A 26,928-nucleotide genomic window follows, 5' to 3' on the forward strand; every position below is an offset into this window, starting at 1 on the left:
CAAGTATAAAATTAAGAATAGTTAGTATATGATAGATATCTTTTATCAATAATAAGTACCTTGTCAGTTTGCCAACTGCATTTATTTGATTATTTTATAGAGTTTGATGTAGACTGATTGGGTTCACGAAATAGAAAATTTGTTATTTATGCTAGCGCGGTTCACGGTTCTCCTATTCCCAACCTTTCTCTGTCTCTTCTACATCATAGTTTCCAAGGTATGAATAAAGGCATCTGCAGATTCTGCTATATACCAAAGGAAGGGGAATATCTTCTTTACGTGATTTTTGGAGCGCCTTGATTATGAGTCGGATTTTTTCTATGATGGAAAGCCCGTCCCTTTGAATTTCTTTATCGGTATACTATAATAAGAAAAATGCTAAAAGGGTGTATTAATATCTCCAGTGTTTAATTTTAGTTAGATTTAGACACTGAGCGTTATTTCATATCATGATTAAGGGAGTGCTCTTGCTCTCGTTTCTCTTTCTTCTCTTCCATTGGCGTATGACAACGGTTATAATTTCACTATTAAATAAAAGGATTAGGAATTTGGAATGTTTTAACTGCTATGCTGAATTTATCCCAACACTTAAGAGACCAATCTGTCCTAATTGTGGATATTGTTACTACTGTAGAGATTTCAGTTGCTTTCACAGTAGCTAGGATGCATCCCAAAAACACAATATGCAAAACATAAAACAGAACATTGGATGACTTACATATATGGGTGAACTTAGGCTAGGTTGCTCAGGAAATTAGCGGCTCAAAGCTCTGAGTGTATTACAATTAAAAATGCGGACGTTGATGTATTTTGTTTACTATAAAATTTGCAGGAAACATCATTATCCAAAAGTACAGGGCCGATTGAACATCAATAAATGAAACTCCAATTGAAAGAAGGAACGTGAGGGGAGGAACAAGACCCCTAATTAGATAATATCTAACCAAATCCGAGTCTAAATTTTCATCTACTAACCTTCTATTGTTTGTAGCGTACCACCACATTAAAATTGAGATAAATCCAGTAGCTGCGAGAACGCTGGCGAAGCTTATGACAACTATTCTATAGGTACTGTAAGTAGAAAGAAGACCGGTGAAGTATGCTACTAATGAAATAAAGAGCAAGAATACCAAGTTGAGCCAAGTCAGAGTCAAGTTGGTCCTTTTTATATATTCGAATATCCTGTGATAACCAATCCAATACATCCCTACTACAAGGAAACTGATTACATAATGGATGATATTGGGTATTAACTCTTGACCTATTAATTTCGTTAACTGTGGTTCTAAGATGTTGTTGTGCAAGTTTGGTAATTCTAAGGATAAAGCCATAAGAGTGATAGAGAATGCAAAAAGGGCATCACTAAAGGAAATAAGATACTCCACTTTGATTTGAGCTAAATTCATTCTTCTGCACTTTATGGCCATGATACTAAAGAAATCAGATAGGGTGCGCTGATTCTTGAAGCCTATGTTAGTATCTAAAACTTTACCCTTCTTTGGAACTACTACAATTAATCAAATGGATATGTGCTTCTAATTAGAAGGGCAGTCGCGTTTGGGAAAGCTTATCTGCAACTAGATTATGATGTATTCATGGGAAAGAGGTTTCTATACAGGAGACAAACGACATCTAATAACAGAAATCCAATATTATCAGAAATAGAGTTACAGATCAGTGCAACTGATGCATTAGTGATTCCGATCATCACTGCTATTTTTGTCATGGCAATTTGTCCTTACGTACCAATGCAGACAGCTGTAGCTGCAGCTGAACAAGGTGTTACTTCACTAGTAAAAATATCAAACACTTCATCATTAGTAGCATTAGCAAAAGTAGTAACAATCAACAACACTTTCCCAACATTAGGAAGCCCATTTGTTGTCTATAAAGAGTCTGACAATAGCTCAGCTCCCAGCCCTATGTTTATCAATGGAACACATGCTCAAGCGACAGCTTTCAAAGGTAATGGAACCCTAGCAGGTATGCCTGATACTGATACTGGTACAGCATATCTTGTTACTAGACGTGATGGAAGTGTCTATACATTCGGAAATGGTGCGGTTGTTTCAAAGATGGGAAATGGAATACTGACTTACAGATTTGATGCAATAGGACATTATTTGCACGATGGGAAGCTACATGACACAGGCCATGTCATCGTTAAAAGTACATCAGGAAACCTTGCTTCTTTTTCTGATATGATTGGTTTATACAAAGATTGGTATGACCGATCTGGAAAAGGCATGACTACAATGTGGTTCTGGGAGGGATGAATAGATTTATACTTACCACATTATCTATGGAAATAGTCAATAGAGTGTTTGCCCCCTATCCAGTTTTCGAGCTGATCGGAATAGCAAATGCACTAGGTCAAGGTGGCGATATCTTAAAGGGAGTGGCAATATCTTGTTGCATACTCTCTTTAAAGAAGGAGAAAGCTGCAACAATGAAAGAATGCTTATAAACAAAGTAAACATTTCTAATTTAATAACATGGCAAGAATGCAAAAGAAAAATTTAGATTCTCCGGACGAAACTCGAACGTTTGAGAAAGGAAAGCTGGAACTTGCGAACCTTGGTGAAGTGACTATTGGACGAGCGACCCTTGAGCCAGGGTGGAGTTGGGAAAAATGCGTCAAACCATTAGTTAAAACCGATAGTTGCCAAGCACCACACACCCAGTATATAGTTTCAGGACGAATGAAAGTTGTAATGGACGATGGCACAGAAGAGGAATTTCGCGCTGGAGATGCTCTAGCCGTTCCACCCGGACACAATGCATGGGTTGTTGGAAATGAGCCTGTCGTTGCGGTTGACTTTACCGGATTTAAGGATTATGCGAAAAAATAGTAAGCTGAAGCAGACGTAGCAAAATAACGAGAGTCTCTACGAGATGTCAGATGCTATCTATTGGATTTACTACTGTACTAATCCAATAGCAGTGGCTGGTACAAATGAAGCATGAGTTCACAAGCAGAGTATTAATTTGCAATTGTTCTTCAAATAGTTCAAGAAAGGAGAGGAAACTGCTGTTGAATTGAATCTTCTATACAAGAAAATGATTTGAAGCGGTACTTGAAAAAGGTAATGAGGGAGATAAAGTAGAAGATTACTAATAACAGTTAAGGTACCACTAGTAGTCAACCACTGCCGAATCTATTGGTTACTTTATTCCAATTCTGCAATTACTCTGCCAATAAAATAATCAATTGAAACCGGCTTTCTCATAAAACACCCCAAACTAATAGACGGATGAACTTCTCTTAATGCATCACGATTTATTTCCCCTGAAGACATGTAGCAGATTTTGACATTGATATCGATTTCCAAAATTCTTTCGGATAACTGAAATCCATTGATGTAAGGCATATTAATATCAATTAATAGGAGATCATAAACGTCTGGTTCAAAATCGAGCAAAACAGCTCTAGGATCGTTATATGTATGAGCGTCAATCTTTTTGTCGGAGTTAATGTTATTGTTTTCTATTCCAATTTTGAATGTAGTAGTAATATCTGAACTATCATCTATAATCAATATTCTTTTCCAATATCGATCTTTATCTCCACTAGCAATTATATTAGCAGTTGATGACTTGCTATTCCTAGATTCTTTTATCACATTCCGTTTTACCTAGGCAACCTATCTACCTAATCTAAGTTTAGATCACTCTCCTTAAAATTGCTTATGTAACTGAATTACTTATAATGGAAATTCAATATGATTTTGCCATTAATGCGACATTGCCAAGTAAGTGAGCATATTTTAGAGCATATTGTACTTTTCATGAATAAACCAAATAAACAAGTTATCATGACTATACCGGGCAAATGAAAACCCTCAATAACCCTCAATAAGACCCCATTAACACCCCTCTAATCTAGTCTTGCTATTCTGGGGATCGTACTTCTTCAAAAAATATAATAATAATTATTCGAGTTAGCTATAACAGAGATCGTAGATACCCAAACATTTCTCGCAATAGTGTTTTTCTCTCGAGGTACGGATAATTTTAGCATATTGCTACCTTGTCCTCCAGCAACTACTACATCTTAATACAAAATCATTAATGGCTTGATCCCATTCTTCCATGGATACCAAGTTATTAAAACGGTTCTTGTCTATTAACAATTCTATCTTCAAAACATGATGGACGGTCATTGCAAACACAAGAATGTCGAAAAAATTATTTTCTCATATGTTTAGCTTATACAATCCTGTCATTTACTTTCACTACATTGGTTCGTCCTGTATCTTTTAGCCTGATTTTAGGGTTATTATATAGAATTTCAAAAAGATCGTACCCCAGATTCTCTTTCCCTTATTCTAAATTGCCTATCTTACACCCGCAATATTCCCATTCTAATTGAAGAATACCAGTAGACCTATCATTGCAGATTCTGCATGTTGAAATACTACTATCATTAGCATCCTTGTATTTATCGTCATACTCAAGCTACCTACCTGAAGAAGTAATAATTTACACAGAATCGAAAACATACTTGCCATTTTTTGAAATTCAGGGATTAGTATCTAATCAGAAGTGAGACTCAATATATGGGACCACTCACAAAGGGAAACAATTTTGAGAAAATGTATTATGCTATTTATCTACTGGCACTTCGAAAGAAATCTGACCTGACTTGATTCATATACTCTAATTAGATAATATTGAAAAGCCTAATGTATTAGGTATTTTATTCACCATCACGTGACAGTCTTTCTATCGCATCAAGCGTGATTGGTGATCTTGGGACCTTTGAAGAGTTACAAAAGAATCGAGGACGATATTCGTCATGTATGTGATATACCTATACCTGTAACGAATATCAGTTCATGTTGTTTTCTCTTTTGCCATCATAATTATACTGATCTTGGTAGCACCAGTACCCTTCCAACCATGTTCGGCTGATGTATGCTACACCAGAATCTTATACTTCCTGGGTTGTTTGCTATGAAAGATACTGTATGTATCTCTCATTATGAAGTGCAAAGGTTCTTACCACATCAACAGTTATCATGTGAAGTACGCCTTGTACTGCTATGAAGTGAAGAATAACCTTGTCTCGTTGGCTAACGATTATTTGATTTGGGACAAAGGTAAATGACCTAAAGTCCCATGATCCTGTCTTGTCCGGAGGTACTATGACATTTAGGTCTGCTTGATTCTATTCAATAATGTTTTAGTCCCAATCTTCTACCCCTTTTGACTGGTAAATGGTCAGCATAAAATACTAGAAGAAAATGTAATGGAAATAGTACAAAAAGAATATAATTTTAAAAGTCTATTTTTTTCAATGGTATAGAACGGTTCTAGCAATTTGGACTATTGGATTATTAGTCCTATTAGAGTTGGCGATTGGAATATGCTTGGTTAACGGCATGCAACAAGCCAATGCAGATCATGATAGCGGCGACTATGAGAAACTTTGCGACAATCATCACCATCCAGATTCTTCCAAGTGCTCACAAAGGGATTCGACGCCCTTTATACTTCCATTTCCATGAGTTAGTTAAACGGAGCGGAATCACTGTTATTGAATGTGCCTAAACACTATTTTCAGTGTGAACCCAAAATGTGAGACATAACTGAAGCTGAAGCGGTAATCGACTGCCATTGTTTCAACCTGTCTCAGCAAAACGAATAGCAAAATTTTGAGCCAAAGTTGATTTGTCATCAAACTCCAATGTCATCTGATCCTTTATTTCTATGGTCACTCGTATTCTGATGCTGATTTTGAAAGTGGGTAGTTGCTATGGGCTCCCTTGACCTTCCCGATTCTGGCAATCGATTTTGGTAAGAGCTCGGCTTTGAAATACTATATATATAAGAATTCAGCTTCGAATATCGAGGTTTCCAAACTTGGCACAATTAGATATTTGTAATGTATTGCGTGTAATTTCTGACGATAAATCTCTTGCCCTTTTTAAGACTGTTGCCCTAACAACCGATAGCCCCACAGTTGCAATTAGCAGATTAAAACTGACAAGAAAACAATACTATTCAAGGATGTCCGCCATGACAACTGCAGGTCTTATAACTAGAAGAAATGGAAGATATTTTCTTACTTCAGTTGGAAAAGTAGTTCATGAAGCACAAATGCTGATTAGTAGGGCACAACAAGATTATTGGAAACTTAGAGCAGTTGATGCCATTGAATATTGTAATGATGCTTTAACCTTTGAGCAAAGGGATGGATTCATCAACAATATGATTGCGGACAATGATTTGAGGAAAGTACTCCTGCACGGCAATAAAAGCAAGAGTTAGAATCGTTACAACAAACTTAGTACCTTAGGTAACGTATCGCTTGATAATTCCACAGCGTTTCTTTTAGTGCTCCAATTTTCTCTTTATTGATTCAATGATTTTGATTCTGGCTCGCGCATATTCGACATTCATTGTCTTTGTTTCTGGATTGGATGGAGCGTCATCAAGCAAATCTTTATAATATTTCAAACTATCCTCGAGTGCATCTTTAATTTCGTCTAATTCTACCTTTGTAAATTTGTTGGATTCAGAGGATCTAGTAATGAAGAGAATAATTAGAACAAATTATTTATAATTTGTGTTACTATAAGAACTCTGGGCCAAAATAGGACAATTTATACAGATTGGTGCTACTTTCTTCCAATTCTATGATTAATACTTACTCCCTTGAAGGGTATGCCAGTTCCTGCCAGTTCGTCTTTAACCTAATATGATGAATCATAAAATTGCAAAGACCAAACGACTAGCTTGTTTTTTGGGCATATTGAAGACTATATCTAAAATGACTTAGAGAGGGATCAAAGTTTGTACGAAAAATTGTAGGGATGCTAAGTAAAACAGGAAGTGTTATTTTTGTTGTATAGCTGTGGGCTTTACTTCTCCCAATCCCAGAATCTGAAGAGACTTAACCATTTGTTGTACTTCTGATAAGTAGTTTGGATAATCAGATGCCGGGTCTGCAAAATATCTAATATCGTATCCTGTTATTATTTTTGAAAGTAATTTGTATCGCTTTGAAGTGTATTTATTGAATGAAGTAAACAGTCAATCCTAATTTCAAATGCAAATCAATTGATTCTAAGAGGTTGCTGATGGTGCTACTTCCGGTGTGGCCAGATGTGCTGGAAACTGTGATGCTCTACTCCTAACTACAAGTCATACCGTATTTGCTAATGTAGTCATTGTAGCATCCGCGCCGCCCACTGTACATCTACCAATCCTTTATACGATAGGTACATAACCGGCTATTTTCACCAACTACCCCTGCTATTTTCTTGACTTTATGAGATATCCTGCTACTTATGCACCAAACAGAAAGCCTCCGCATGCAGAAATACAAAGGCTTTCAATTGTCGAGGGCTAAGCCACCTTTCAAAGCTTTATGCTGCTGACAAGTGTGATACTTTCAAGAGAGCGTACCCACAAACAGGTTCCCAACAACCATTTCATTGGTTTGAGAATAGTCTTCGCGGGTAAGCTTGGTGCCATACCCCATCCAAATTTCATGTTATTGCCCAACTGCTACAAACAAAAGAAGATGGCATTACGGTAAGCAGGGACTATATGCTCGGATAAGCTGGATTCATGGTTGATCTCTTTGAAAAAAGGAGATGATCTAAACGTCTTACTACATAAAAAATAATCTTCTACGGTAAAGTTAACGAAAATTGGTTGCAAAAGCAGGAATATAATGACAAATTATTAAAAATCACCGCCGTAAATTTTAGTTGGTTGGTCCTGTGCGTCACCACCACCACAGCGCAACGCACGGACCCCAGCTATACCACAGTGTGCTAGTAATATTGTATTCCCTTTGAGGAGATAAGTTGCTTTTGAAGTTTATGTTTTAAAAATTGGACCTATGACTTAATAGATTATGACACACATTTCTGCTCATTAAAACGCTATTAGTTTCCTCTGGATATTTTAAATAATAATATACGACGAAGGCTGAAAATTCACTGGATCGATCTAATAGAAAATACCGCTCTCCAGCTCTAGATTGCAGTTAATGACTTATCCAGCATTGAACATTGCTTCGCGAATATGAGGTAGTCGATTAGAGATGATACTACCTATTTCTGACAATTCTTGGTCATTTATGGCTCTTTGGTAGGTATTGTAAAAACCAATAAGGAGTGTTTGCTGTATTATTCCGAGAGCAACTCCCAAGGTAAAATCTCTTTCATTATTTATTCTTAGACTTGCTTTCCTTTCTGGATCTAGCAATGTTTTTGCCAGATGAGTGAGGCCTGGTAATGAATTATCTATCATTTGCTCCATGAATCCTCTAAAGGTTGGGTTGAGAGGCATAACTTTTCAAGTTGCAAGAATCATTTATGTATATCGTTTAGTTCAGAAACGAATCTTTTTTACAACTTCAGATTTCTACTTATTTAGGATACATGATAAATAACACATATCATGACTCATTACCACAATCATGTAAGCCTCGATAAAGGGACATTAGAGGAATATATTGGCTAGGTCGAAGCTCGATAAGTTCGCATTCATTAAAACATGTCTGTATGAACAAACATAGAGACATATTGCTATTAAACAATCCTCATTTCAAACGGCAGCATAGAAATTGAACAGTCTACAATGATGCTATTACAGTCAACAAGGAGTGTACCCTTAAAAGCAAACATCTAGACCATGTGCTCTCATACTTTATTGAACAGCCCTAAAACGCAGGACGTTCAATTTTAAAAATTTCGCCAAGCCAATCAAATATTCTTTGGTTTGATAGTGAAAGGGAAGCCACTTGACAATGACCCTCGGCACCTTCTTTAACAGTGAATAAAATATGTTTTTTGGACATCTGAGGGCATTATATACCTTCTGGGGTCCTCCAGAGAAAGCGTCATCCATTTCAGCTTCTAATACCAGTGTAGGACACTTAATTTTCTCAATTACCTTGTTCAGTGTATAATCCATGTTCTTTTGCAAATACTCTGGGGTTTTTGCATCAAACGTCCACATTTCATGTGAAATCGCCAACCCCGTAGTTGTATCAAAATACATAGACTTTTGGATAGACGCATTGGCGACTTCAGCATTTCCGTCTTCGATGACTGTTTTCAGTTCTCCGGCCTTTTGCAAAGAATTCTAATAAATATCAAAACGCTGTCATCTAGTATGCGTGCAGCGGTCCCGATCTTAAAAGGCAGTAGCTCTAGCTGCTAGATAACCTCACATGCTTTCCCCATTAACGCACTGTTTTCGATCAGTGCCCTTACAATCTAATCTGTCACACACGTAACGACTTTTTCCCAATCGTAACAAAAAGGTATATTTTGCGTATGACTCCGCGGTCCTTCAGAAGTCAACCACTTGTATCCTCTACTTATTGCACCGCAAACACTTGTGGCGTTCCTCCTTAGTCCCACTCATACCAGGCTATTAAATTTCTAGAGGCGTCAACAGATAGCTTTCAGATTTTTGCTCTACTCGGAGCAGTTGATTGCTTGAAATGGCTCTTTATCTAACTTTGTTCATTTTTCTTTTTGGCACTATACAAGTTCGTAGCGGATCCAGAGGGAATTTGCTCAAGACAATCTGCATTAATTATAGAGGATCAAGTTTATCAGTCTATCTTATTTCTTTATATTCTACCTTGAGTCGACTAGCTGGACATTATCAGTTATTGAACTTTTATTTAGTCCACACGGAATAGACAAGGTATAGAATATCTGTTGGATAAGTGAAGGAGTGAACCAAGATGACCTCAAAATTAGGCAATGTACTTCTAATGAACTTTCAGAAAAGTACTGTAGCAATGGAGCTATTAATATTTCTAGGCTCGATAGCCGCCTGTATATCTGTTTCATTTTACTTGTTAGTCACACAGGGCAAATATTCACTTCTTTACTACGGTGACTCAATAAGTCATCTTGTAATAGCTAGGAGAGTAATTGATTCAATAATTCCAGGTTTTATTCAGCTGGGCGGTGTGTGGCTGCCAATGACCCATTTAATGTTATTACCTTTAGTCATTAATGATACCTTGTTTCATACTGGGCTAGCTGGTACTATGGTAAGTTCAATATCAACTGCTTTTACGGCTCTATTACTATTCCGGATTGCTTCAACCCAGTTTAATTCTACTAAATTAGGCATACTTTGTTCGGTTCTGTTTATGTTGAATCCATCAGTCGTATATATGGGAATCGTGCCAATGATGGAGGCGCCGTTTATCATGTTTTTCATGCTTGGGGTGTATTACTTTCATGGCTGGTACTATAGTTACGCAAACAAAAGAGGATCGTGTGTAAGTCAATATATGATTTTACTGAAGTGTGCCCTGGCCATTTCAGCAGCATGCTTAACTCGTTATGAAGGATGGCTTCTTCCTTTTGGTCTGGTCCTTGCCATATTAGCTGTTTATATTTTTGTGACGAATGAACGCCAAAAATGCAGAATTGAGCCTTTTCTTGCATTCGCCAGCGCATTAAGTGTGTTAGGTATAATCTTATGGCTGCTATGGAATACAGTGATATTTAAAGACCCAATGTTTTTTGCGAACGGTCAGTACTCCGCAGCAGTTCAGGCAGCCGCAAGACCATATTCGAGCCACCTCCATATGCATCCCATTGCATCTTTAGTCATAATGAGTAACGTCGCGTTAGCCATGTACGGGTTACCTGTCTTAATTATCTCACTCGTTGGTATCATTGCATATTTCTTTGCAAATGGAAGAAACCAGTTATATTTTAGGCTCATATTGGTAGTCGCATTAATGACTCCTATAATGGCAGACTTTGCAGCCATGCTTCAAGGATCGGGTGAGATATATCCTGTTGGCGACAAAAGTTGGTATAATGGACGATATCTCGTATTTGTCTCTCCAGTAATTGCCTTCGGATCGACGTCGGTTATATTTTTCGTAGACAAGAGAATTATTAAAGAAGCTAGGAAAAGGAAATCTGCTCTAATTACAATCATCCCAGTGGCTTTTGTTATTTTTTGTTACTCTATTATATTATTTGCTCAGCCCTTTGAGGTGGGTAACACTATTGCAATGTCTGACAGCTATACCTCATTATTGCCTTCAAGAAAAGTTGATAGCAAACGGGAATAACAATTGGAAAATTATATGCGCAAGGGGGAGGAGAAGGAAACAACACCCAAAGCATCGTTCTATTTGCGCCTAATCAGGTTGGTCAGGAGATCATGTTTGCAAGCAACCTGCCGCTTAGGAAGTTTATTGACGTATCAGCAGGGATTTACTGGGATATTTCGAGAGTTAGCCCGTGGATATATGGTAAATATCTCATTTTGGCAAAGCCGACACAATCCCATAACGCCAATTCTGATCCAGAGCTCAAAACTATTAGATATTGGCGGACACATGAAGTTTATTTATTCAAGTTCTATCGAGTTAACTATGAAAATCAGTATTTTTGTATTTTGACAAAGAAATAGCTCGGAACTCCGTCTAATGTGATTAGATTGCACTTACAAATAATCAATATGGTCTATTAATAGGTTAGGAGCCTTCAGGGGGCGATTTCTAGTACACCATTACAAATTGCAGAAACATGAATAGTTTAATTTTGATACGTGCTAATCATAAACACTCCCGACACCGTACCATATAGTAATAGCTCATCAAGCACAATTAGGCAAACACCCAAACGTGGGTAAGTGGCAGCTTGGGAGGTTGTTCTACTACTTCTTGTACATTTACTACCTGAGCCAATATACATAGTGCTCACCTGTGATGATGGTTCAACTACAAAAACACTTGAAGCAAGGTTTCTTGTAAATCCAGGTACGACAAGTGCATATTCGTCACTTTCTGGAAGTGCACAAACAATTCTTTATTTAGTGCATATTCCAACAAGTCTACCGTTTGTTTCATATCATTGCATAGCTAGTACACAACTCGATCATTCAAACTATTTACTATCGTCTTTTTCTTTTGCCTTGCGTTAATAGTCCCATTTTGGAGATATGCTGTTCCATCTGAACGATATAGCTTAGGATCCCTGCCAATTCCATCTTTTATCCTAAATTCCATACGTTTCTTTTTTGATTCGAAATCTGGGGCATTAGGATTCTGTATATTATATGTGAGGATGTCATAGAGTTCTTCTTCTAAGTATGCGTCCATTAACACTAGTCCCACGATTCCCACATTTTTATGCTTGTTCGTGCATCTGAAGAAATTCTCTCTTCAAGTGCCTTTGATTTGAAATTATCGCAAGTGAAGGCTGTGAGCACTCAGAACAAAGATAGTAAGTAGCCTCGATATCTACTTAGTGTTTGGCATATAAGAGCGGAGGAGCCAACTTATTTTTGTCAGTACTCTAGCCTAGGAAGTGAGGATCATTTTGTCCACACTCGTAAGGATGACTACGTACTATTTTGCAACCTACGTTAGGTTTATAGACATGCAGCAATTTGCTACATTACTTGTTGGGGTGTCGTCTTGACCTTTGACTATGCTTTTTACTTTCGATAAAAATCATATAGTCGAAGGTACGCGAGCCAGATAACTGGTTCTAAAATATGCCGGCTGGAGTTATCTGGTATCATATTCAGGGTTTATTAACACATACCTGGCCTACCGCAACGTAACGACCCACATAAGTTGTACCGCCATTTACCTCGACACCAAAGTTGTTGGCATTACTGTCGTGTCCAACTGCTATACCACCGTTATTTCTCTTGCTGGCTCCATTGGCGTCTTGTCCATCGGCCGCACCACCGAGTATGGCTATACCGCACATACGGCCGTTACCAGAATTAGTGGTACTACAGGTAGCCCCATTACCTGCATCAGCCGCTTCTTTAACAGCAACGCCGCCGTCACCACCGTTATCATTGGCTGAATGGAGATAAGGTAAGAAACAGGGCATTACGCTGAATGAAGTTATAGTCAATGTCAGCATGAATTATTATAATAAAAAGTTAGGCGCGAACTTGCAGCAAATTGAATCCTTTGGGATTGGTTTTAAATATTTTGAGTGAATTACTAATCCAATATGAGTGAGGCCAATTCAACTCCTATGCGACTAGACGGAAAAATTGCAGTTATCACTGGAGGAAACAGTGGGATAGGACTTGCTACTGCACATCGTTTTGTCAAAGAAGGCGCCTACGTTTTTATCTGTGGAAGGCGCGAAAGCGAATTGGAATTAGCACTAAACCAGATAGGGAAAAATGTAACTGGAGTTCAGTGCGACGTTTCAAATCTCACAGATCTAGATAGGCTGTACGACATGGTAAAGCAGAGCGGACCAATTGACGTCCTTTTTGCTAATGCAGGTATATGGGAATTCTTACCATTGGGGAATATTACTGAGGCACATTTTGACAAGATATTTAGTGTCAATGTAAAAGGCTTACTGTTCACTGTACAAAAAGCGCTTCCGTTGTTTCGGGATGGCGGTTCCATCATACTGAACTCCTCCATTGGGGGGGATAGAGGGATTGAGTGTTTATCATGCAACTAAAGCTGCTATACGATCTTTTGCACGTTCCTGGACGGTCGACTTGAAATCTCGCAGGATTAGGGTCAATGCCATCAGTCCAGGTCCAACATACACACCTGGTTTCGAACGCGCTTTGCAGAGTATCCAAGATTCCGAGAGATTGAAAACGTTTTTTTTGAATACTATCCCACTTGGGAGGCTTGGTAATCCAAACGAAATCGCCAAGGCGGTCTCATTTCTCGCATCAGAAGACAGTAACTATGTTACCGGTATCGAATTGTGTGTAGATGGAGGAATGGCACAGATTTAATGGACCAGCCAAACCAAGCAAGCCAGGTGTATTTGTTTCAGATATCAATTTAAAGAAGTAGCAAGCGGGAGCACGTCTGAGTCGTGCTTGATGTTGCATTTGTTGTTCCTTCTCTGCCTTTTCCCTTCTCTCCCGATTTCGCTTCTGGCAACCTGGACACGTCTCAAAACTTCAAATCCCAACTCCGGATAATAATCGATTGCTACTGTCATGGCCCGTCTCGCATGTCCACCCTTCCGAGTATTTTTCAGATTATCGGTTCGTTTGTGCATTCTGATAGACTGTAGCACTGCTTTAGTCCCGCTTTTACCTTTTGTGCTTTGAATTTACTGGAAAGTAGCTCCTCTCCTAATACTACATCCCTGAAATCCTGTCTATTTGTAGTATGCTAATTCTATGATGCTAAATTATCTCTATATTTCTGTTCTGCAATCTCTCATGATTGAAATGCTGCCACTATCTCCTATCTGCATCAACGGATCAACAAATGTGTTCTAGTAAAAATGTCTCAACACCTACCGCTTAGAAGCATATATCGATATTTTCTTTGTCATAATCTATGTCTTGTATTTGCTTTTAAGCGTTCCAGGAATTATTCTGGAAAATGATTCTATGACGCGAACTTGTGAATCTGCGTACTACCCTTCATAAACAGTAGCAGATTTTTTCTGCGAGCGAGTTTTAAGGGGATAGTATATCACTGAATGACCAATTTAACCTGCTGCCTCCGGAATTTAACGGCCTTCTATTCCTAAGTCGATATTATATTGAACAAAAATCTTCTGTGGAAATTTACTAATAACGTTAATACCCGTTCATGTTTACCCTTAAACAGTTGTCTCAATATAAGCAGATTTGGTGTTTTCGTTGTAATTGTATGCAAAGTGTCTGTATCCACAGGAAATGTCCACAACATTGCGATATGTGTGATAGAATTAAGGAAATTCGATTGAGAGCATCCGAGGCACAAACTGCGCAAATGCTATATTCAGATATCATGTCAGGCTAGATATGATTGACACCTGTAATTTCTGTGATGGAGAAATACAATATCAGCGATTTGCGACCTTAGTTTCAAGGTCTAATCACCCCTAAAGCACTTCCTATTCTGTTTTCAACAATTCACAAATATGCCATGAGAAGAAGATTTTCGGCTGGGTATCAGAATGGGGCGCCGCACCCCTTTGTTCCTTCAGTTCTTAAAAGTTCTTAAAAGTTGTATTACAAGTTCTCCTTAGATGACCTTAATTCTTGCCGAAACGTCCTTACAAAGGTTAAGGGAAAGAATGTTCATTACAAAGACAGTTACCATTTATTATATGATTGATAGGATTATACAGGAGTTAAATTCGTACGATAATCTGCATTGTTGAAAAAGACCGGGCGCCTATTGTTATGTTACAACCAGAGTTCTGCTGGACCGGGTTAATTGAATAAGACTATCCATCTTCCAACATTTTTGTTACTGCATTAACCAAATCCTTGTTCTCGACTGGTTTTCTTAAGAAAGTATCCTGCTTAAAATCCCCCAACCCTTGTTGTTTTCTAATTTCTTCATGAAAGTATTCAGTGGATGTAAAGTAGCATATCTTGACCTTGCCATCTGTTCTTTTTATTTTTGATACAAAAGAAACCCTTCAATTACAGGCATTTTACTATCTGATACCACAAGGTCGTACAAACCTTCCCTAAAGGTCTTTTAAGCTATTACGGGATCATTGTAAGAATCTGTTGTAAATCCATATTGTTCCAATGCTGCTTGCAACGTGATGGGTTCGTCAGGGTCGTCATCTATCATCAGAATTCTTTTCTGTTGCGATTCTCATCTCACCTGAGTGAACGATTGTGTATAATTTATGAGCAGCTTGCTGGTTCCTAACATATTATTTGTCAGTTTCGTTTCTACTAATAGTGTTGCTCCTATAATTGGCGTTGGTCGATATATTATCTACAGAAATTATTATCATTGATGTTATTATAGTATCATAGGAAATGCAGCATAAGTTTTGACAGAAAACGGATACAATTCAGTTATATAACTGAAGTTCAATGGTATAGATCAAGAAGTGCATCCCTCAGATGGAGTAGCAGGCTGCCTACTTTTGTTATGTTGGGTATATTCGTTATTAAAATGTGATCGCAATAAGCATGGCTCTTGTCCATAATTGTACCCTTATGACTGACTGTTAATGTATCTCCTGCCACTTAACGTGAATTTGTATTATTCCATTCCTGAATACTGACACAAAAAAGGTTCAGGACGGTGGCCGGTCTGTGACCGATCGCTTGAACTCGTAGCGGAGCTAGAGGAACAACTCGATCACGAACCACCAGAACTAGCCCATGAGGCCGTTCCGACATCAGTCCTTTCTCTATGAAACAAGTCCCATTGGATGGCAGACCGTATAACCAAAGAAAGCAGTCATGACATGAGTCACGTTCTGAGCGTATAAGCCAATCACTATATTACTGTTAGTGGCTCAAAAAATATGCTAACCTAGATACTCACCGAAGTAGAGTGAGTATCTATAGCTATCGTCTTCTTATACAAAAGCATTACACACTTAAGTATAACTAGTAAACTAGAACTAGTGGTGGTATATTATTCAAAAGCATAGACCAACAGGTGTTACAATATTGGCAATACTGGCAATAATTGGTGGTATAGCATTTCTCGCAAGCGGAATTGCAGCAATAGCGATTGCCCCTCTTCTTACTAATATTCACATAACCAATAATACCACTCAAGGTTCAAGAATAAATTCACCCACGACAATAACAACAACCCTTCCTAATACATTTGTACCACTAGCTACATGGATGGGCGCCGGACTTGTAGCATTAGGAATAGCATATTTTGTTATGGCCTATGGATTATGGAGAGGCAAACAATGGGCGTGGACTATAACTATGATTTTATCGATTATTGGTATTGTTATGGGGGGCATTTCAATAGTTACTGGCAATTTTGCTGCAATATTCCATCTAATTATAAATACAATAGTGCTATATTATCTCTATAGACCACACGTTAAGATGTTCTTTGGGAAGGGCGCTACAGTTACTGCCTGAGGTGGAAGGCCGAGACTACCATTAATTCATCCGTAATTTTTCATAAAATGAGGGCGAATTTATTCCCCGTCAAAGTTCTGGAGTAATTAATAAAGACGAGCCATTGTAAGCCTTTTTAGAGGAACTACCAAACGGCAGTATTATTGTCGAAACGAGGCTACGCTTCAATTGGACTAGTAAACGAGTCGGTCATCATAGCAGAAATCTCTTAACTTCTTCGGGATTATCTTTTCGGCAATAGACGCAAAATCAAAAAAGAACAGTGAAGATGAAAACAGTATTCTGTCTCAGTTTGTTATAGCCAGATAGTTGAGTTGTCCAAATAAAACGCTTTTAGGTAAGCAAAGTTCTAGTTATGCTTAGTATGATTCATGACAGTCATAAGTGCCGCATTCTTTGCACTAAGCTCTGCGACTTTTTCATTCCTATCACTGCTCGCTATTATTACTACATCACCGTCTTTGGGACTTAATTCTTTGATCAACAGTCCATGTATTTGAGGTTCTTTTTTTAGAGAATCTATATTAGTAACAGGTATCACAAATTTTCCCTTTCTAAATAATAGAGTGGTAGCTCCCACCCCTCCTACTCTTATTGCAGCATCTCTTTGTTCTATGCCTAACTTTATGGCAACGCTAAGCTGCTTTAACAGGATGGCGTAATTGAATTTTCCTAGTGCAATGGAACAGTTTGGTACCTCACATTCTGCAGGAATAGATGATAGTAATTCTGCTAAAAACTTCCTACCTTTCTCTGTCATTTTAGTGCCAGCATTGCTGGTTTCTATTATATTTTCCATCATCAAATGTTTTACTAGTGTTTTAACAGAACCCTCTCCCAGATTTAGCTCTTTACAGAGTGCATCTCTACTTGTATGTCCTCTACTTTCAATTAGTTGTAATGCTTTGAAAACGTGTGTTATATCAAAAGAAAGTATTCTACTGGGAGCGTACCTACTTGAGATCCCTTGAAGGGTTTTAACATACGTATGCATGTTCTGTATTTGTACTATACAAAGTACTCATACATATTAATTTCTTTTAAATACAATTTAATTACTCCACATGTATAAGGTCAGGTCTGGGTTGTGTGTGGGTGAGCCAACTGAAACAAAAATCTTTTATCCTCAACCTCACTTGCACGTGCTATAAGAAGATCAACTAGCTTCTGGTCAACCCCCAAATGATTTGTGATAAATATATCTTTAAACTGGTGTTTTGTTAGTGCTTCATTTACATCATTGATTACGTCCCGTTTCATATGTGCTCCTTTATGAAGGAAGTAGGGCATCAATATGAGAACTTTTGGGTTATCTTCGATCATCAGTTTAATTCCTTGTTGTATATTCGGATTGTCCAATTCAAGGAAACAGAATTCTACTTTGCGATAAAAAGGTCTTAAGGAATCAATAGTATATTCAAAAGCAATTCTGGCATTCTTGTCGCTGCTACCATGCCCTATGAGAAGAATGTCGCAATCAAGGTCAGAGTGCTGAATATTCTTGTCTTTTTTTACGCAGTTAATTCTATCTATTACCAGTTGTGTCATCATAGAATGGTAACTTAGGGGTTTTGCAATGACTAAGTTCAGTTTATGGTCCTTAGAGATTCTAGCGGTCTGCCTGACCGAATCCTTTAATTTCATTCCAGGATAGAGAAAATACGGCATCACGGTTATGACATCTGCACCATAATCTTGACATTTTCTGAGTCCTTCCTCAATGAACGGAGGAAGCACTTCCAGGAAGCAGTAATTTGTGTAAAAGTATCCTCCTTTGGTTTTAACAAGTGAACATACTCTCTCAAGCTCTTCTCTTACTTCTGGTTCTCGGCTTCCTCTATCAATAATGAGTAATGCTTTTTTCAATTGACTAAAAATTCACATTGGCCATTTACACGATCGTGTCTGAAGGAAATTTGATTTGTCACTGCCAATTCTATCTTGGTACTCCTGCTTTCATTCTAATCACATCTAGTCCTAGCATCGGAATCACTCTCTGCTATTTAAGTTATAGGCTAGTTTGTCCAACTGTTTTCAGGGTTGGATTAGATGGTTACTTATGCTTAAGAAATGGCGGTTGTTAGCTCCATTGGCTGACAGCACACCAGTTGCTTGGTTGGATAAACCATCCAAATATTTTAATACTAGCGATTGAAACAGCAGAGTATGAAAAAAATTACTAGAGGCTGCAGCTTCCGATAATGGTAGCACACGATCTCAAGTTATTTGTGTTATCGACAATATCTATAATGTTTCTCTTTGGGATGCGTCATGCCCTTGATGTAGACCATATCACCGCTATAGATAACCTTGTAAGAATGCATAATGTTAGCAAAAGAGCTAAATGGGTAGGAACAGGTTTCAGCCTAGGTCATTCATCATCGATATTTCTTGAACTGGTTATAATAATATATGTAGTAGGCAGTGCGACTGGTGGAAAAATAGATCTGCTTGCATTTTGGGGAAGCATAGTTGGTGCTACTGCCTTAGCAATAATTGGCGGTGTCAATATGATTTCAATGAAAAAATGGGGAAGAACAGGCTCGGCGATTCTTGCAAGCAAGATCGTGACTAGGACTCATTTTCTAGGACCTGTTGGTTCGGCAGCTATTACTGGACTAGTATTTGGATTTGGATTTGATACTGCTACTCAAATATCTGCTTTAACAGTATCAGCTGTGGCAACTGCTACTGCGGGTGTTCAGGTAGCTATGAGTCTTACTATATTTTTTGCAATAGGGATGATATTGGTTGACACTTTGGATAGCATATTCGTTCGTTCAGCATTTTCAAAAATCCTTAAAACCAAGACCTTTACATATATGTCATATGCCCTAAGTGGCGTTGCCCTAATAGTGGCCTTTGCCAAGACATATTCTACGATATATAATATAGATTTGCCAGAATATATAGGTCCAGTGCTTGCGGTGGCTGTCATAGGTACAGGATTTGGTTACAGCTATATTACTAGGCATAGTCAAGCAGTCAATGCTACTACTACCACTACCACTACCACTACACATCTCAGTGGCCACCATGACATATCCGGTTCAGTAAAGGAGAATACTAACGAAAAAATAGACCCGCACTAATCGTTGGGAATATGACAACAGGAGCAAACGCGGCAGCAACAACGATTCCTCGCTATTCTGACAAGAGAAATCACACATGATAACACTTAGGAGTTACCTTTCACCGCTATCTTGTTAAACCACAAGAATGGTTGTTATTTTCTGTGAAAGTAAATCTAAATAAATCCAGACCTCTGGTAGTTGGCTATATCTCAGCCATAATAGGAGCCTTGCTTTTTGGCTCAGTTTCTACAGTTGCAAAACCAATTGTAGCTAGTGTAAATCCTCTCTGGCTTTCTTGCCTTGTATATCTCATATCTGGTGCGACCATAACCCCAGTCGTAAAACGTGACAGATATTCAATCAAGACAAAGGACTATTTATTTTTAATTATCACATCAATTTGTGGTGGCGCAATCGCCCCCGCCATGTTCTTCTTTGGTCTTAAACTGACTACAGCAATAAATGGCTCACTTTTATCGAACGGAGAAGTAATATTTTCAATACTGCTGGCGTTAACAATATTCGGAGAAAAACTTAATCGTATCGGATATATCGCAATAGCATTAGTGCTAGGAGGAGTAATAATTGTCACGACGAATCTGCAATTTGATAGTTCTCTGTTAAAAATAAATCCTGGAAATTTACTCATAATAGGAGCCACTATCTTTTGGGCACTAGATAACAATATATGTAGAATACTCACCCACAGAATAGATATCACAAAAATAATACAATTAAAATCCTTTATTGGTGGTGTTATTCTTCTATGTCTGACTATATCGTCAGGTATTTCTTTAAGCATTACTTCAACAGAAGTACCATATATACTGCTGCTTGGGGTAGTTGGTTTTGCTTTATCTCTTTATTTCTTTTTACAAGGCTTAAGAAGGATTGGCACAACAATTACGCTCTTAATACTTTCTCTCTCAGCAGTGTTTGGTATGTTTCTAGCAGCTATACTTTTACATGAACGAATTACCACATTTCAGATAATCGCAGTCGTGATAATGTTATGTGGCATATATCTAATATATCGAAACTACATGAACGATAAAAGTAAGGTTATTAGAACAGCAAAAAGCTAAGCAATGATAAATAATTACTTTTGGATATACGGGACTAGTGTTGGAATTCAGGCACTGCTGCGGAAACCTGTCTGCCATTTATCCAATTCTTTCATATCCTGCAGTTCAAGTAATCTATTATCACTGACTATTAATCATTCAGACCACAACACAGGGGCTATTATGAACCTACTAAAATTGCTATCAAGGGCCTGTTCCTTCGATATATCAAACTGGCATGCGAAATTGGCTCATTCTGAGATGACTTAACAAGTACCAAAAATGACATTCTAGGTTTGTTTAAAGAGGATGCGAAATGCTTTAGCCACAAGCTGTTTGATACAAATGCTCTGCTTGAAAGATAATAGAAAAAAGAAAATAAATGTATAAACTAATGAATAAATGAATGTGTAGTCTTGATGATAAATGCCTTGGGAGAATAGCGATTGGTATTACTGGAGCGATAAACACGAGTACAAAACAAGATACCACAAAAATATCACTTGTAGACAATTAGTCAGATAACACTTCAGTCTTGTGTATCGACCTTGGTGAAGGATTCAGGGTCGACTCTTTCAATAATTCTACACTAGTACTGTCTAGCTTTAGACCCAATTTCTATTCTTTGTTGACTTTTGACATTAATATGCTGAAAATAAATGAATGGGTATGAATAGTACAATGAAATAAGAAAGATAGATGCTAAAGTAAAAGTATTTTTTTAACTGGATCTGAGGTGTATGCAGACAATTTGAGACTACCAACCATGGATTTGTACGCAAGATGCCTTATTCCAAACTGCTTTCTATACAGGATCTGATACTAATGGTAAAGAGACAGATCGAACTGCAATAATGTCCAACTGAAGAATGAACCTGCAGTATGGATAATGCATTACTGTCATACACATCTGAATATTGAATATTATAGCCAATTTCAAGTCTTCATATACCTCAAGTTTTCTATTATTGAGCATCGTCCTGATGCAGCCTAGAATAAAATACTATCATTTAAGGGACTCATAAGAAGATGCTATTATGTCAACATGGAATTTCTAACTGTGCTGTTATGAGCAACCATTTAGCGCCTGCCATAATGCCTGTAAATTCTTCGAAGTTAAAGAGGTACTACATCTGTTAGTATTCTAGAATTGGACACATAACGGGCAAAATGGTAGTGTGCTTCAATGCATCCATTAAGTAGAATATAGTTCCAGTACTCTTATATGTCATGTTTTACCTCTCTAGAAGGGAATATAATATGAAAGATAAAACAACTTCAATTCTTGTATTGACCATTGTGCTAGCTATAGGATTAGCACTCGTGGCACAGTATGGCATTCAATCACATTTGGTACTGGCAAAGAGCAGCAAGGGTAGCAAGAGTAGCAAAAGCTCTAGCAGCACAGGAAGTAGCTCTTCGAGTTCTAAAAGCAGTAGTGCAAAGTTGAAGAGTCTTGTTTCCTGCGTGACAACTTCTTCCAAAACAGCATCCGGAGAACTCAGTCAAAGTGACGTTATGAATTGTTATAGCCAAGCATATGGAAACGCCACAGGGACATCCAATTCTACAAGTCCAACTGCAACCGCAACATTGCACTAGAAACCCGTATTAGAGGACAAAAGACATACATAGCTACAATCACTTTTTTGCTCAAGATAAAGGAACAGGCATGCAGGCCGTGAATTCAACGGTAGCCAATCAGCACGTGAGGTACAGTTGCACAGACCATAAAAGATTCCATGATTTGCTCCTTGTTTATCAGTCAAAATCGATTTAGATAAAGATATCGAGGAACGGGAACTGCCTTATTCTTTATTAAATAAGGCTGGTACACCTAGTTCTAAGCTAGACTCTATTAAATTTAATAACGTGCAGATGAATATAGAGGCAGATAGTTTTAAAAGTATGGAGACAATGCGAACGTCTGTGCCCAATAGTGGTATCATGCAAATCCTGCACAATAAGACAGAGATTTCAAAGATATTTTGTCGAATCTTAAATGACACAAGATATAGATGGGATTTTTATGCTGATACCAAGTCCCTTGCAATCCCCTTTTCAATCAAGCAAGTACTCAATACAATAAAAGTAGCGAAAAAGAAGGGAGTCGAGTGTAGACTGATTAGTGACGTTACGAAAGATAATGCATCCCTGTTTAATCAGCCAATATTAAATAGCGTCGATATCAGACATTTAGAGGGGATAAAGGGAAACTTTGCGGTAAGCGATAAGGAATACATTTCAATTTACGAGACAACCTCGTCACCTAAGAAAAAGTCAACGCTTAAAATAAAAAATGCTCGATCTGCGTCTGCGAAAATAAGCCAAGATTGTGCGATTTACAGTAACATAAAAGAGGATGTCCATCAGCATCAGCGTATCTTCGAAAACCTATGGCTAAACTCGAGACCACTCGAAAATAGGATCAGAGAGATAGATGAAGGCATCGACCGAACCGAAACCATTGCAATAAGAGACAGCGTTGAAATCATAAAGCGAATTAAAAAGAGTATAGAGTCTTCTACCGAGATCAAAATAAGTTTTCAACCAGGCGGACTCGCATTCTTGTACAATAGATTCTCTGATTCGTACAAGAAATTCTTGGATGGCTACAAAAGTGGCGAAAACAGGGGAATAAGGTGCGTCACAACTATTCACAAGAATAATGAAAGGTTCGCAAAGTTATTGATCGAGGAAGACATACAAAGAACTTGACACCTCTTAGCTTCAGTGTTTCTAATAATGAATTCCAAGCAACAGCGGAAAAGTTCGAAGAAGGTAAAATGATAAAGAGTCTTTTGGTAAGTACCGAACCCATCTATATAGCACACTACAATTCAATATTCGAACAGCTATGGGATAACTCAATTGATGCCAAAGATAGAATATATGATATCGAGGAGGGAGTCGATCTATCAGACATTGAAGTAATTCCCAGATCGGGCCGGAGCCGCTTATTGTACTTAGAACTTGTAAGATGTGCCAAGCAAGAAATTTTGTTTATATTCCCAACAAGTAACGCATTAATTCGTCAAGAAAAAATAGGCGCAATACCGCTAGCGGCAGAGGCCGCAGTGAAACGATCAGTAAGGGTAAGAATTTTGGTCCCATATACCGAAGAGGTTGAACGACGACTCCAGTCCATTCTCCAAATAAAGATTCTGAGACCTGTTTATAATGCAGATATAGATTTTAGATACACTGATACTGAACAAGCTTCAGGATCCAAAGCTACAATTCTTGTAGTCGACAGGAAAGCATCATTAGTTATGGAGCTGAGAGACGATTCAAAAACAACATTCGATGAAGCGATAGGATTATCAACATACTCAAATAGTAAGGCAGGTGTTCTTTCATATGTTGACATTTTTGAGAAATTATGGAATCAAATTGAGTTGTATCAACAGGTTAAACAAGCGAATGAACGGCTAAAATTGCATGATAAAATGCAGCAAGAATTCATTAATGTTGCTGCACATGAACTACGGACCCCTATACAACCCATACTTAGCACCGTAGGGCTTCTCAGCTCAACAAATCAAGCTACGGTAACAAGGAAAGAACTAAATGATTCTATTAGTATGATAGCTAGGAATGCAACTAGACTAAAGCAGCTTTCAGAGGATATACTGGACGTTACAAAAATAGAGAGCCAAACACTAGAACTAAAAAAGGAGTTGTATGATCTAAATGGCATCATAAGATCTAGCATAGAAGAATACAAAAGAAATCCGACCATAAAGTACAACACTAAAATTCAGCTAGAGTATCTACCATTGCACTCTAAACTTTACGTTGAAGTAGATAAGGCAAGAATAGTACAAGTTATCTTCAACTTGCTTGCCAATGCATTTAAATTCACTAAAGAAGGAAATATCGTGATTAGCATACAACGAAACCAAACTAGCAGCTCAGAAGCACTAATAAGTGTAAAAGATTCGGGTCAAGGAATACACCAAGAGGTCTTTCCTAGACTATTTGAGAAATTTGCTTCGAAGTCTTTCCAGGGAACAGGGCTAGGACTATTTATATCAAGGAGTATTGTAGAGGCGCACGGAGGCAGAATCTGGGCCCTAAACAACAACAAGTTGGTTGAATGCAAGCGAGGTGCGACATTTTTCTTTACTCTGCCTATAGTTAATTCTGACCTAGCACAGTTAGCCTGATTGAGGCCATCGTTATGAAACCGAGAAAAACTGGGGATAAAAGTAAAAACAAAAGTAAAAGTAAAAACAAAAGAATCTTAATAGTAGACGACGAACCAGATGTAAGCTTAGTTCTAAAGAAGGTGTTCGAGAATGCTGGGTTCGCTGCAGAGTCTTACGATGATCCAATTCTGGCATTAAAGAATTTTAGAGCTGCTTCTTATGACTTAATCCTCTTGGATATAAAAATGCCAGAAATGGATGGTTTCAGTTTGTATAAGCAATTAAAGAATCTAGATAACGATGCCAAGATATGCTTTTTGACTGCTAGCGAGATGTACTTCAGTCGGTTAAGAAAAGATGAAGATTTTTGCAAGTTGGATGAAGGCCTCTTCATCCGTAAACCGATTGGAAATGAGGAGTTGATAAGAAAAGTAAATGCTCTGTTAAATGAGGACACCTACTAGAGTAATTGTCTAATTAAACGAAGTAATGATGTGATTCTAATAACATCATGACGGTCTGTATGAATGGAATCAAAAGTGGATTAATGGAAACAAAAGAGTGAATTCTGATTCCCCATGAGAACAATTGTGGCAAAAGAAAGGTCGATACATCTTGCTCTTGCTGAACTAGACCACCAAGAAAACTTTGTATTCTTTAGCAGCAATGTACACCTTGATCACAGATAGGCTTCACGTAGAGCTGAGACTGTGAGGCAACTTTTAATTCTTCCGCCTGTTTTAAGTTCTTTTAGGAGATCATCCCGAGATAGTCTCAGAACCTTTATTTGCTCGAGTTCATCTACTTTTCGATTCGAGTAGGCTTTCAAGTTTGTCGCCAAAAGAACGAAGTTTCTCTGTCCTGTCCTCCCTGGCCAAGTGTAGAACCAGTTTACTATTCTTATTTTATCACAAGAGTAACCGGTTTCTTCAATCAATTCTCTTGTTGCTGAATCTTTTGCAGCCTCTCCTTCGTCAATCAGGCCTCCGGGTAACTCCAAAAGCTCTGCGCCTATAGGTATCAACCATCAATACTGAGCCATCTTCGAAGATCGGTACGACTATTACCGAATCACGAACTTCTATCCTGTTAAACGTACCTATGGTACCATTTGGTTGGGTCTCTTTAATAACTTGGTCCTCATACACTGTCATCCAGTTACTCTTGTATACAACCTTAGATTGTCTCGTCTGGTAGTTGAAATTCAAAAGCTACATCAAAATAAGCCCGCTTTCAATAATTAAGTCTACTTAAACTATAGATCCCATGATCTCGATATAGGAATATTGTCGAATCGCGCAGAAATTATTCCATAATCAGAACAGGCTTATTCTTTGGACCGCAAGAAGGCAACTACGGTCTTTATAATCAGGGCACGCTTGAGAAAGCTTGCCTCTAGGCTTAATAACTGAGAATTAGCCCAAGCCCAGTGACGATAATGACGAATATCAAGACCAATGTGACGATACGGACCAGGATGCTCCAAATGTCCGGCAGTATGATGGCAATTTGTCTTTTGAGAAGTATCCATAACAACTTGTCTTTTTGTGGAACTAAGGCAGGTTATAAAATTATGAAGTTGGATAGGTTCTACCTAAGCTGCAATCGATAAATTTGGCTGTCTTGGTGTAGGTGACCGGCTGTCCGCATATCCCCGCTTGAATGTGGCGCACCATTCAGAACTACTTGTTGCCCCTCTATCTTCCTAGAATAATCCCATTCCCACCTTTTGCAAACATAGGTGAATGACCTGCCATTGAAAATGGTGTTAAAGCCTGATGATATAGTACTTGACCGTTCCCAGGGTCTATTATAACCGCA

25 protein-coding genes and 1 pseudogene are annotated in these 26,928 nt (G+C 38.1%); 14 read left to right on the forward strand and 12 right to left on the reverse strand.

The window, feature by feature from the left end:
- Positions 1–785 precede the first annotated feature (785 nt).
- Entirely contained in the window at positions 786–1,406 is a 621-nt protein-coding gene (locus tag DYY65_RS05115) for a TMEM175 family protein (protein ID WP_162476906.1), read from the reverse strand.
- Positions 1,407–1,595: 189 nt separating this feature from the next.
- Here DYY65_RS05115 and DYY65_RS05120 point away from each other — a divergent pair, with 189 nt between their 5' ends.
- From DYY65_RS05120 to DYY65_RS05130, 3 genes are read left to right on the forward strand one after another with little or no spacing between them, the layout of a single operon-like run.
- Positions 1,596–2,276 (forward strand): hypothetical protein, encoded by a 681-nt coding sequence (locus tag DYY65_RS05120; protein WP_201449341.1) that lies wholly within the window; start codon positions 1,596–1,598, stop codon positions 2,274–2,276.
- Positions 2,273–2,467, forward strand: a complete 195-nt coding sequence (locus tag DYY65_RS05125) for a hypothetical protein (protein ID WP_162476908.1) — start codon at positions 2,273–2,275, stop codon at positions 2,465–2,467. The genes DYY65_RS05120 and DYY65_RS05125 overlap by 4 nt, the downstream gene beginning before the upstream one ends.
- A gap of 28 nt (positions 2,468–2,495) precedes the next feature.
- Positions 2,496–2,852 carry a cupin domain-containing protein gene (locus DYY65_RS05130; RefSeq protein WP_162476909.1) on the forward strand — a complete coding sequence of 119 codons (357 nt, stop codon included), beginning with the start codon at positions 2,496–2,498 and terminating at the stop codon, positions 2,850–2,852.
- A 318-nt stretch (positions 2,853–3,170) separates the two neighbouring features.
- Here DYY65_RS05130 and DYY65_RS05135 read toward each other — a convergent pair whose 3' ends face one another.
- On the reverse strand, positions 3,171–3,623 hold the full coding sequence (locus DYY65_RS05135) for a response regulator (RefSeq protein WP_162476910.1): 453 nt from the start codon (positions 3,621–3,623) through the stop codon (positions 3,171–3,173).
- Positions 3,624–5,865: 2,242 nt separating this feature from the next.
- On the opposite strand from DYY65_RS05135, the gene DYY65_RS05140 reads away from it, so the two are divergent.
- On the forward strand, positions 5,866–6,273 hold the full coding sequence (locus DYY65_RS05140; RefSeq protein WP_162476911.1) for a hypothetical protein: 408 nt from the start codon (positions 5,866–5,868) through the stop codon (positions 6,271–6,273).
- Positions 6,274–8,010: 1,737 nt separating this feature from the next.
- On the opposite strand, the gene DYY65_RS05145 is transcribed toward DYY65_RS05140, so the two are convergent.
- Complete coding sequence (locus DYY65_RS05145) at positions 8,011–8,268, reverse strand: hypothetical protein (protein WP_162476912.1); 258 nt, start codon at positions 8,266–8,268, stop codon at positions 8,011–8,013.
- A 399-nt stretch (positions 8,269–8,667) separates the two neighbouring features.
- Complete coding sequence (locus tag DYY65_RS05150; RefSeq protein WP_162476913.1) at positions 8,668–9,099, reverse strand: hypothetical protein; 432 nt, start codon at positions 9,097–9,099, stop codon at positions 8,668–8,670.
- 619 nt (positions 9,100–9,718) lie between these two features.
- On the opposite strand from DYY65_RS05150, the gene DYY65_RS05155 reads away from it, so the two are divergent.
- Complete coding sequence (locus DYY65_RS05155) at positions 9,719–11,077, forward strand: phospholipid carrier-dependent glycosyltransferase (RefSeq protein ID WP_162476914.1); 1,359 nt, start codon at positions 9,719–9,721, stop codon at positions 11,075–11,077.
- 92 nt (positions 11,078–11,169) lie between these two features.
- Positions 11,170–11,421, forward strand: coding sequence for a hypothetical protein (locus tag DYY65_RS05160; protein ID WP_162476915.1), 252 nt, complete (start codon positions 11,170–11,172; stop codon positions 11,419–11,421).
- 451 nt (positions 11,422–11,872) lie between these two features.
- Here the strand turns inward: DYY65_RS05160 and DYY65_RS05165 are convergent, their stop codons facing one another.
- Positions 11,873–12,112, reverse strand: coding sequence for a hypothetical protein (locus tag DYY65_RS05165; protein WP_236561679.1), 240 nt, complete (start codon positions 12,110–12,112; stop codon positions 11,873–11,875).
- A 427-nt stretch (positions 12,113–12,539) separates the two neighbouring features.
- Positions 12,540–12,860 (reverse strand): hypothetical protein, encoded by a 321-nt coding sequence (locus DYY65_RS05170; RefSeq protein WP_162476917.1) that lies wholly within the window; start codon positions 12,858–12,860, stop codon positions 12,540–12,542.
- A 150-nt stretch (positions 12,861–13,010) separates the two neighbouring features.
- On the opposite strand from DYY65_RS05170, the pseudogene DYY65_RS12405 reads away from it, so the two are divergent.
- Positions 13,011–13,746 (forward strand): annotated as a pseudogene (locus tag DYY65_RS12405) (SDR family NAD(P)-dependent oxidoreductase).
- A 44-nt stretch (positions 13,747–13,790) separates the two neighbouring features.
- Here the strand turns inward: DYY65_RS12405 and DYY65_RS05180 are convergent.
- Positions 13,791–14,018, reverse strand: a complete 228-nt coding sequence (locus DYY65_RS05180) for a hypothetical protein (RefSeq protein WP_162476918.1) — start codon at positions 14,016–14,018, stop codon at positions 13,791–13,793.
- 2,365 nt (positions 14,019–16,383) lie between these two features.
- Here DYY65_RS05180 and DYY65_RS05185 point away from each other — a divergent pair.
- The gene (locus tag DYY65_RS05185) at positions 16,384–16,818 is read left to right on the forward strand and encodes a DUF2127 domain-containing protein (protein ID WP_162476919.1); all 435 of its coding nucleotides are present in this window, start codon (positions 16,384–16,386) and stop codon (positions 16,816–16,818) included.
- A gap of 349 nt (positions 16,819–17,167) precedes the next feature.
- On the opposite strand, the gene DYY65_RS05190 is transcribed toward DYY65_RS05185, so the two are convergent.
- Entirely contained in the window at positions 17,168–17,812 is a 645-nt protein-coding gene (locus DYY65_RS05190) for a DUF4443 domain-containing protein (RefSeq protein ID WP_162476920.1), read from the reverse strand.
- An 80-nt stretch (positions 17,813–17,892) separates the two neighbouring features.
- Complete coding sequence (locus DYY65_RS05195) at positions 17,893–18,684, reverse strand: sirohydrochlorin chelatase (RefSeq protein ID WP_162476921.1); 792 nt, start codon at positions 18,682–18,684, stop codon at positions 17,893–17,895.
- Between the two features lie 335 nt (positions 18,685–19,019).
- On the opposite strand from DYY65_RS05195, the gene DYY65_RS05200 reads away from it, so the two are divergent.
- The 6 genes from DYY65_RS05200 (at position 19,020) to DYY65_RS05225 (ending at position 25,571) form a co-directional block, all read left to right on the forward strand.
- Complete coding sequence (locus DYY65_RS05200) at positions 19,020–19,910, forward strand: HoxN/HupN/NixA family nickel/cobalt transporter (RefSeq protein ID WP_162476922.1); 891 nt, start codon at positions 19,020–19,022, stop codon at positions 19,908–19,910.
- Positions 19,911–20,053: 143 nt separating this feature from the next.
- Complete coding sequence (locus DYY65_RS05205) at positions 20,054–20,977, forward strand: DMT family transporter (protein ID WP_201449344.1); 924 nt, start codon at positions 20,054–20,056, stop codon at positions 20,975–20,977.
- A 1,239-nt stretch (positions 20,978–22,216) separates the two neighbouring features.
- The gene (locus DYY65_RS05210; RefSeq protein ID WP_162476923.1) at positions 22,217–22,558 is read left to right on the forward strand and encodes a hypothetical protein; all 342 of its coding nucleotides are present in this window, start codon (positions 22,217–22,219) and stop codon (positions 22,556–22,558) included.
- 306 nt (positions 22,559–22,864) lie between these two features.
- Positions 22,865–23,674, forward strand: a complete 810-nt coding sequence (locus DYY65_RS05215) for a hypothetical protein (RefSeq protein WP_236561680.1) — start codon at positions 22,865–22,867, stop codon at positions 23,672–23,674.
- Positions 23,671–25,125 carry an ATP-binding protein gene (locus DYY65_RS05220; RefSeq protein ID WP_162476925.1) on the forward strand — a complete coding sequence of 485 codons (1,455 nt, stop codon included), beginning with the start codon at positions 23,671–23,673 and terminating at the stop codon, positions 25,123–25,125. Before DYY65_RS05215 ends, DYY65_RS05220 begins: the two co-directional genes overlap by 4 nt.
- A 14-nt stretch (positions 25,126–25,139) precedes the next feature.
- Complete coding sequence (locus tag DYY65_RS05225) at positions 25,140–25,571, forward strand: response regulator transcription factor (protein ID WP_162476926.1); 432 nt, start codon at positions 25,140–25,142, stop codon at positions 25,569–25,571.
- Positions 25,572–25,786: 215 nt separating this feature from the next.
- Here the strand turns inward: DYY65_RS05225 and DYY65_RS05230 are convergent, their stop codons facing one another.
- From DYY65_RS05230 to DYY65_RS12410, 3 genes are all read right to left on the reverse strand, one after another.
- Positions 25,787–26,131 carry an NUDIX hydrolase gene (locus tag DYY65_RS05230; protein WP_162476927.1) on the reverse strand — a complete coding sequence of 115 codons (345 nt, stop codon included), beginning with the start codon at positions 26,129–26,131 and terminating at the stop codon, positions 25,787–25,789.
- Complete coding sequence (locus DYY65_RS05235; RefSeq protein WP_162476928.1) at positions 26,082–26,261, reverse strand: hypothetical protein; 180 nt, start codon at positions 26,259–26,261, stop codon at positions 26,082–26,084. Before DYY65_RS05235 ends, DYY65_RS05230 begins: the two co-directional genes overlap by 50 nt.
- Positions 26,262–26,697: 436 nt before the next feature.
- On the reverse strand, positions 26,698–26,928 hold a 231-nt coding region (locus tag DYY65_RS12410), incomplete at its 5' end, for a hypothetical protein (protein WP_236561681.1).

This window comes from Nitrososphaera sp. AFS, from assembly GCF_009898475.1.
GTDB lineage: Archaea > Thermoproteota > Nitrososphaeria > Nitrososphaerales > Nitrososphaeraceae > Nitrosopolaris.

What these genes read in the sequence shown, in the direction of transcription:
- DYY65_RS05115 (WP_162476906.1), bottom strand. Translation starts at nt 1,406, where the DNA reads ATGAATTTAGCTCAAATCAAAGTGGAGTATCTTATTTCCTTTAGTGAT.
- DYY65_RS05120 (WP_201449341.1), top strand. Translation starts at nt 1,596, where the DNA reads ATGGGAAAGAGGTTTCTATACAGGAGACAAACGACATCTAATAACAGA.
- DYY65_RS05125 (WP_162476908.1), top strand. Translation starts at nt 2,273, where the DNA reads ATGAATAGATTTATACTTACCACATTATCTATGGAAATAGTCAATAGA.
- DYY65_RS05130 (WP_162476909.1), top strand. Translation starts at nt 2,496, where the DNA reads ATGGCAAGAATGCAAAAGAAAAATTTAGATTCTCCGGACGAAACTCGA.
- DYY65_RS05145 (WP_162476912.1), bottom strand. Translation starts at nt 8,268, where the DNA reads ATGATAGATAATTCATTACCAGGCCTCACTCATCTGGCAAAAACATTG.
- DYY65_RS05155 (WP_162476914.1), top strand. Translation starts at nt 9,719, where the DNA reads ATGACCTCAAAATTAGGCAATGTACTTCTAATGAACTTTCAGAAAAGT.
- DYY65_RS05160 (WP_162476915.1), top strand. Translation starts at nt 11,170, where the DNA reads ATGTTTGCAAGCAACCTGCCGCTTAGGAAGTTTATTGACGTATCAGCA.
- DYY65_RS05165 (WP_236561679.1), bottom strand. Translation starts at nt 12,112, where the DNA reads ATGGACGCATACTTAGAAGAAGAACTCTATGACATCCTCACATATAAT.
- DYY65_RS05170 (WP_162476917.1), bottom strand. Translation starts at nt 12,860, where the DNA reads ATGCCCTGTTTCTTACCTTATCTCCATTCAGCCAATGATAACGGTGGT.
- DYY65_RS05180 (WP_162476918.1), bottom strand. Translation starts at nt 14,018, where the DNA reads ATGCACAAACGAACCGATAATCTGAAAAATACTCGGAAGGGTGGACAT.
- DYY65_RS05190 (WP_162476920.1), bottom strand. Translation starts at nt 17,812, where the DNA reads ATGCATACGTATGTTAAAACCCTTCAAGGGATCTCAAGTAGGTACGCT.
- DYY65_RS05200 (WP_162476922.1), top strand. Translation starts at nt 19,020, where the DNA reads ATGGTAGCACACGATCTCAAGTTATTTGTGTTATCGACAATATCTATA.
- DYY65_RS05210 (WP_162476923.1), top strand. Translation starts at nt 22,217, where the DNA reads ATGAAAGATAAAACAACTTCAATTCTTGTATTGACCATTGTGCTAGCT.
- DYY65_RS05215 (WP_236561680.1), top strand. Translation starts at nt 22,865, where the DNA reads ATGGAGACAATGCGAACGTCTGTGCCCAATAGTGGTATCATGCAAATC.
- DYY65_RS05225 (WP_162476926.1), top strand. Translation starts at nt 25,140, where the DNA reads ATGAAACCGAGAAAAACTGGGGATAAAAGTAAAAACAAAAGTAAAAGT.
- DYY65_RS05235 (WP_162476928.1), bottom strand. Translation starts at nt 26,261, where the DNA reads ATGACAGTGTATGAGGACCAAGTTATTAAAGAGACCCAACCAAATGGT.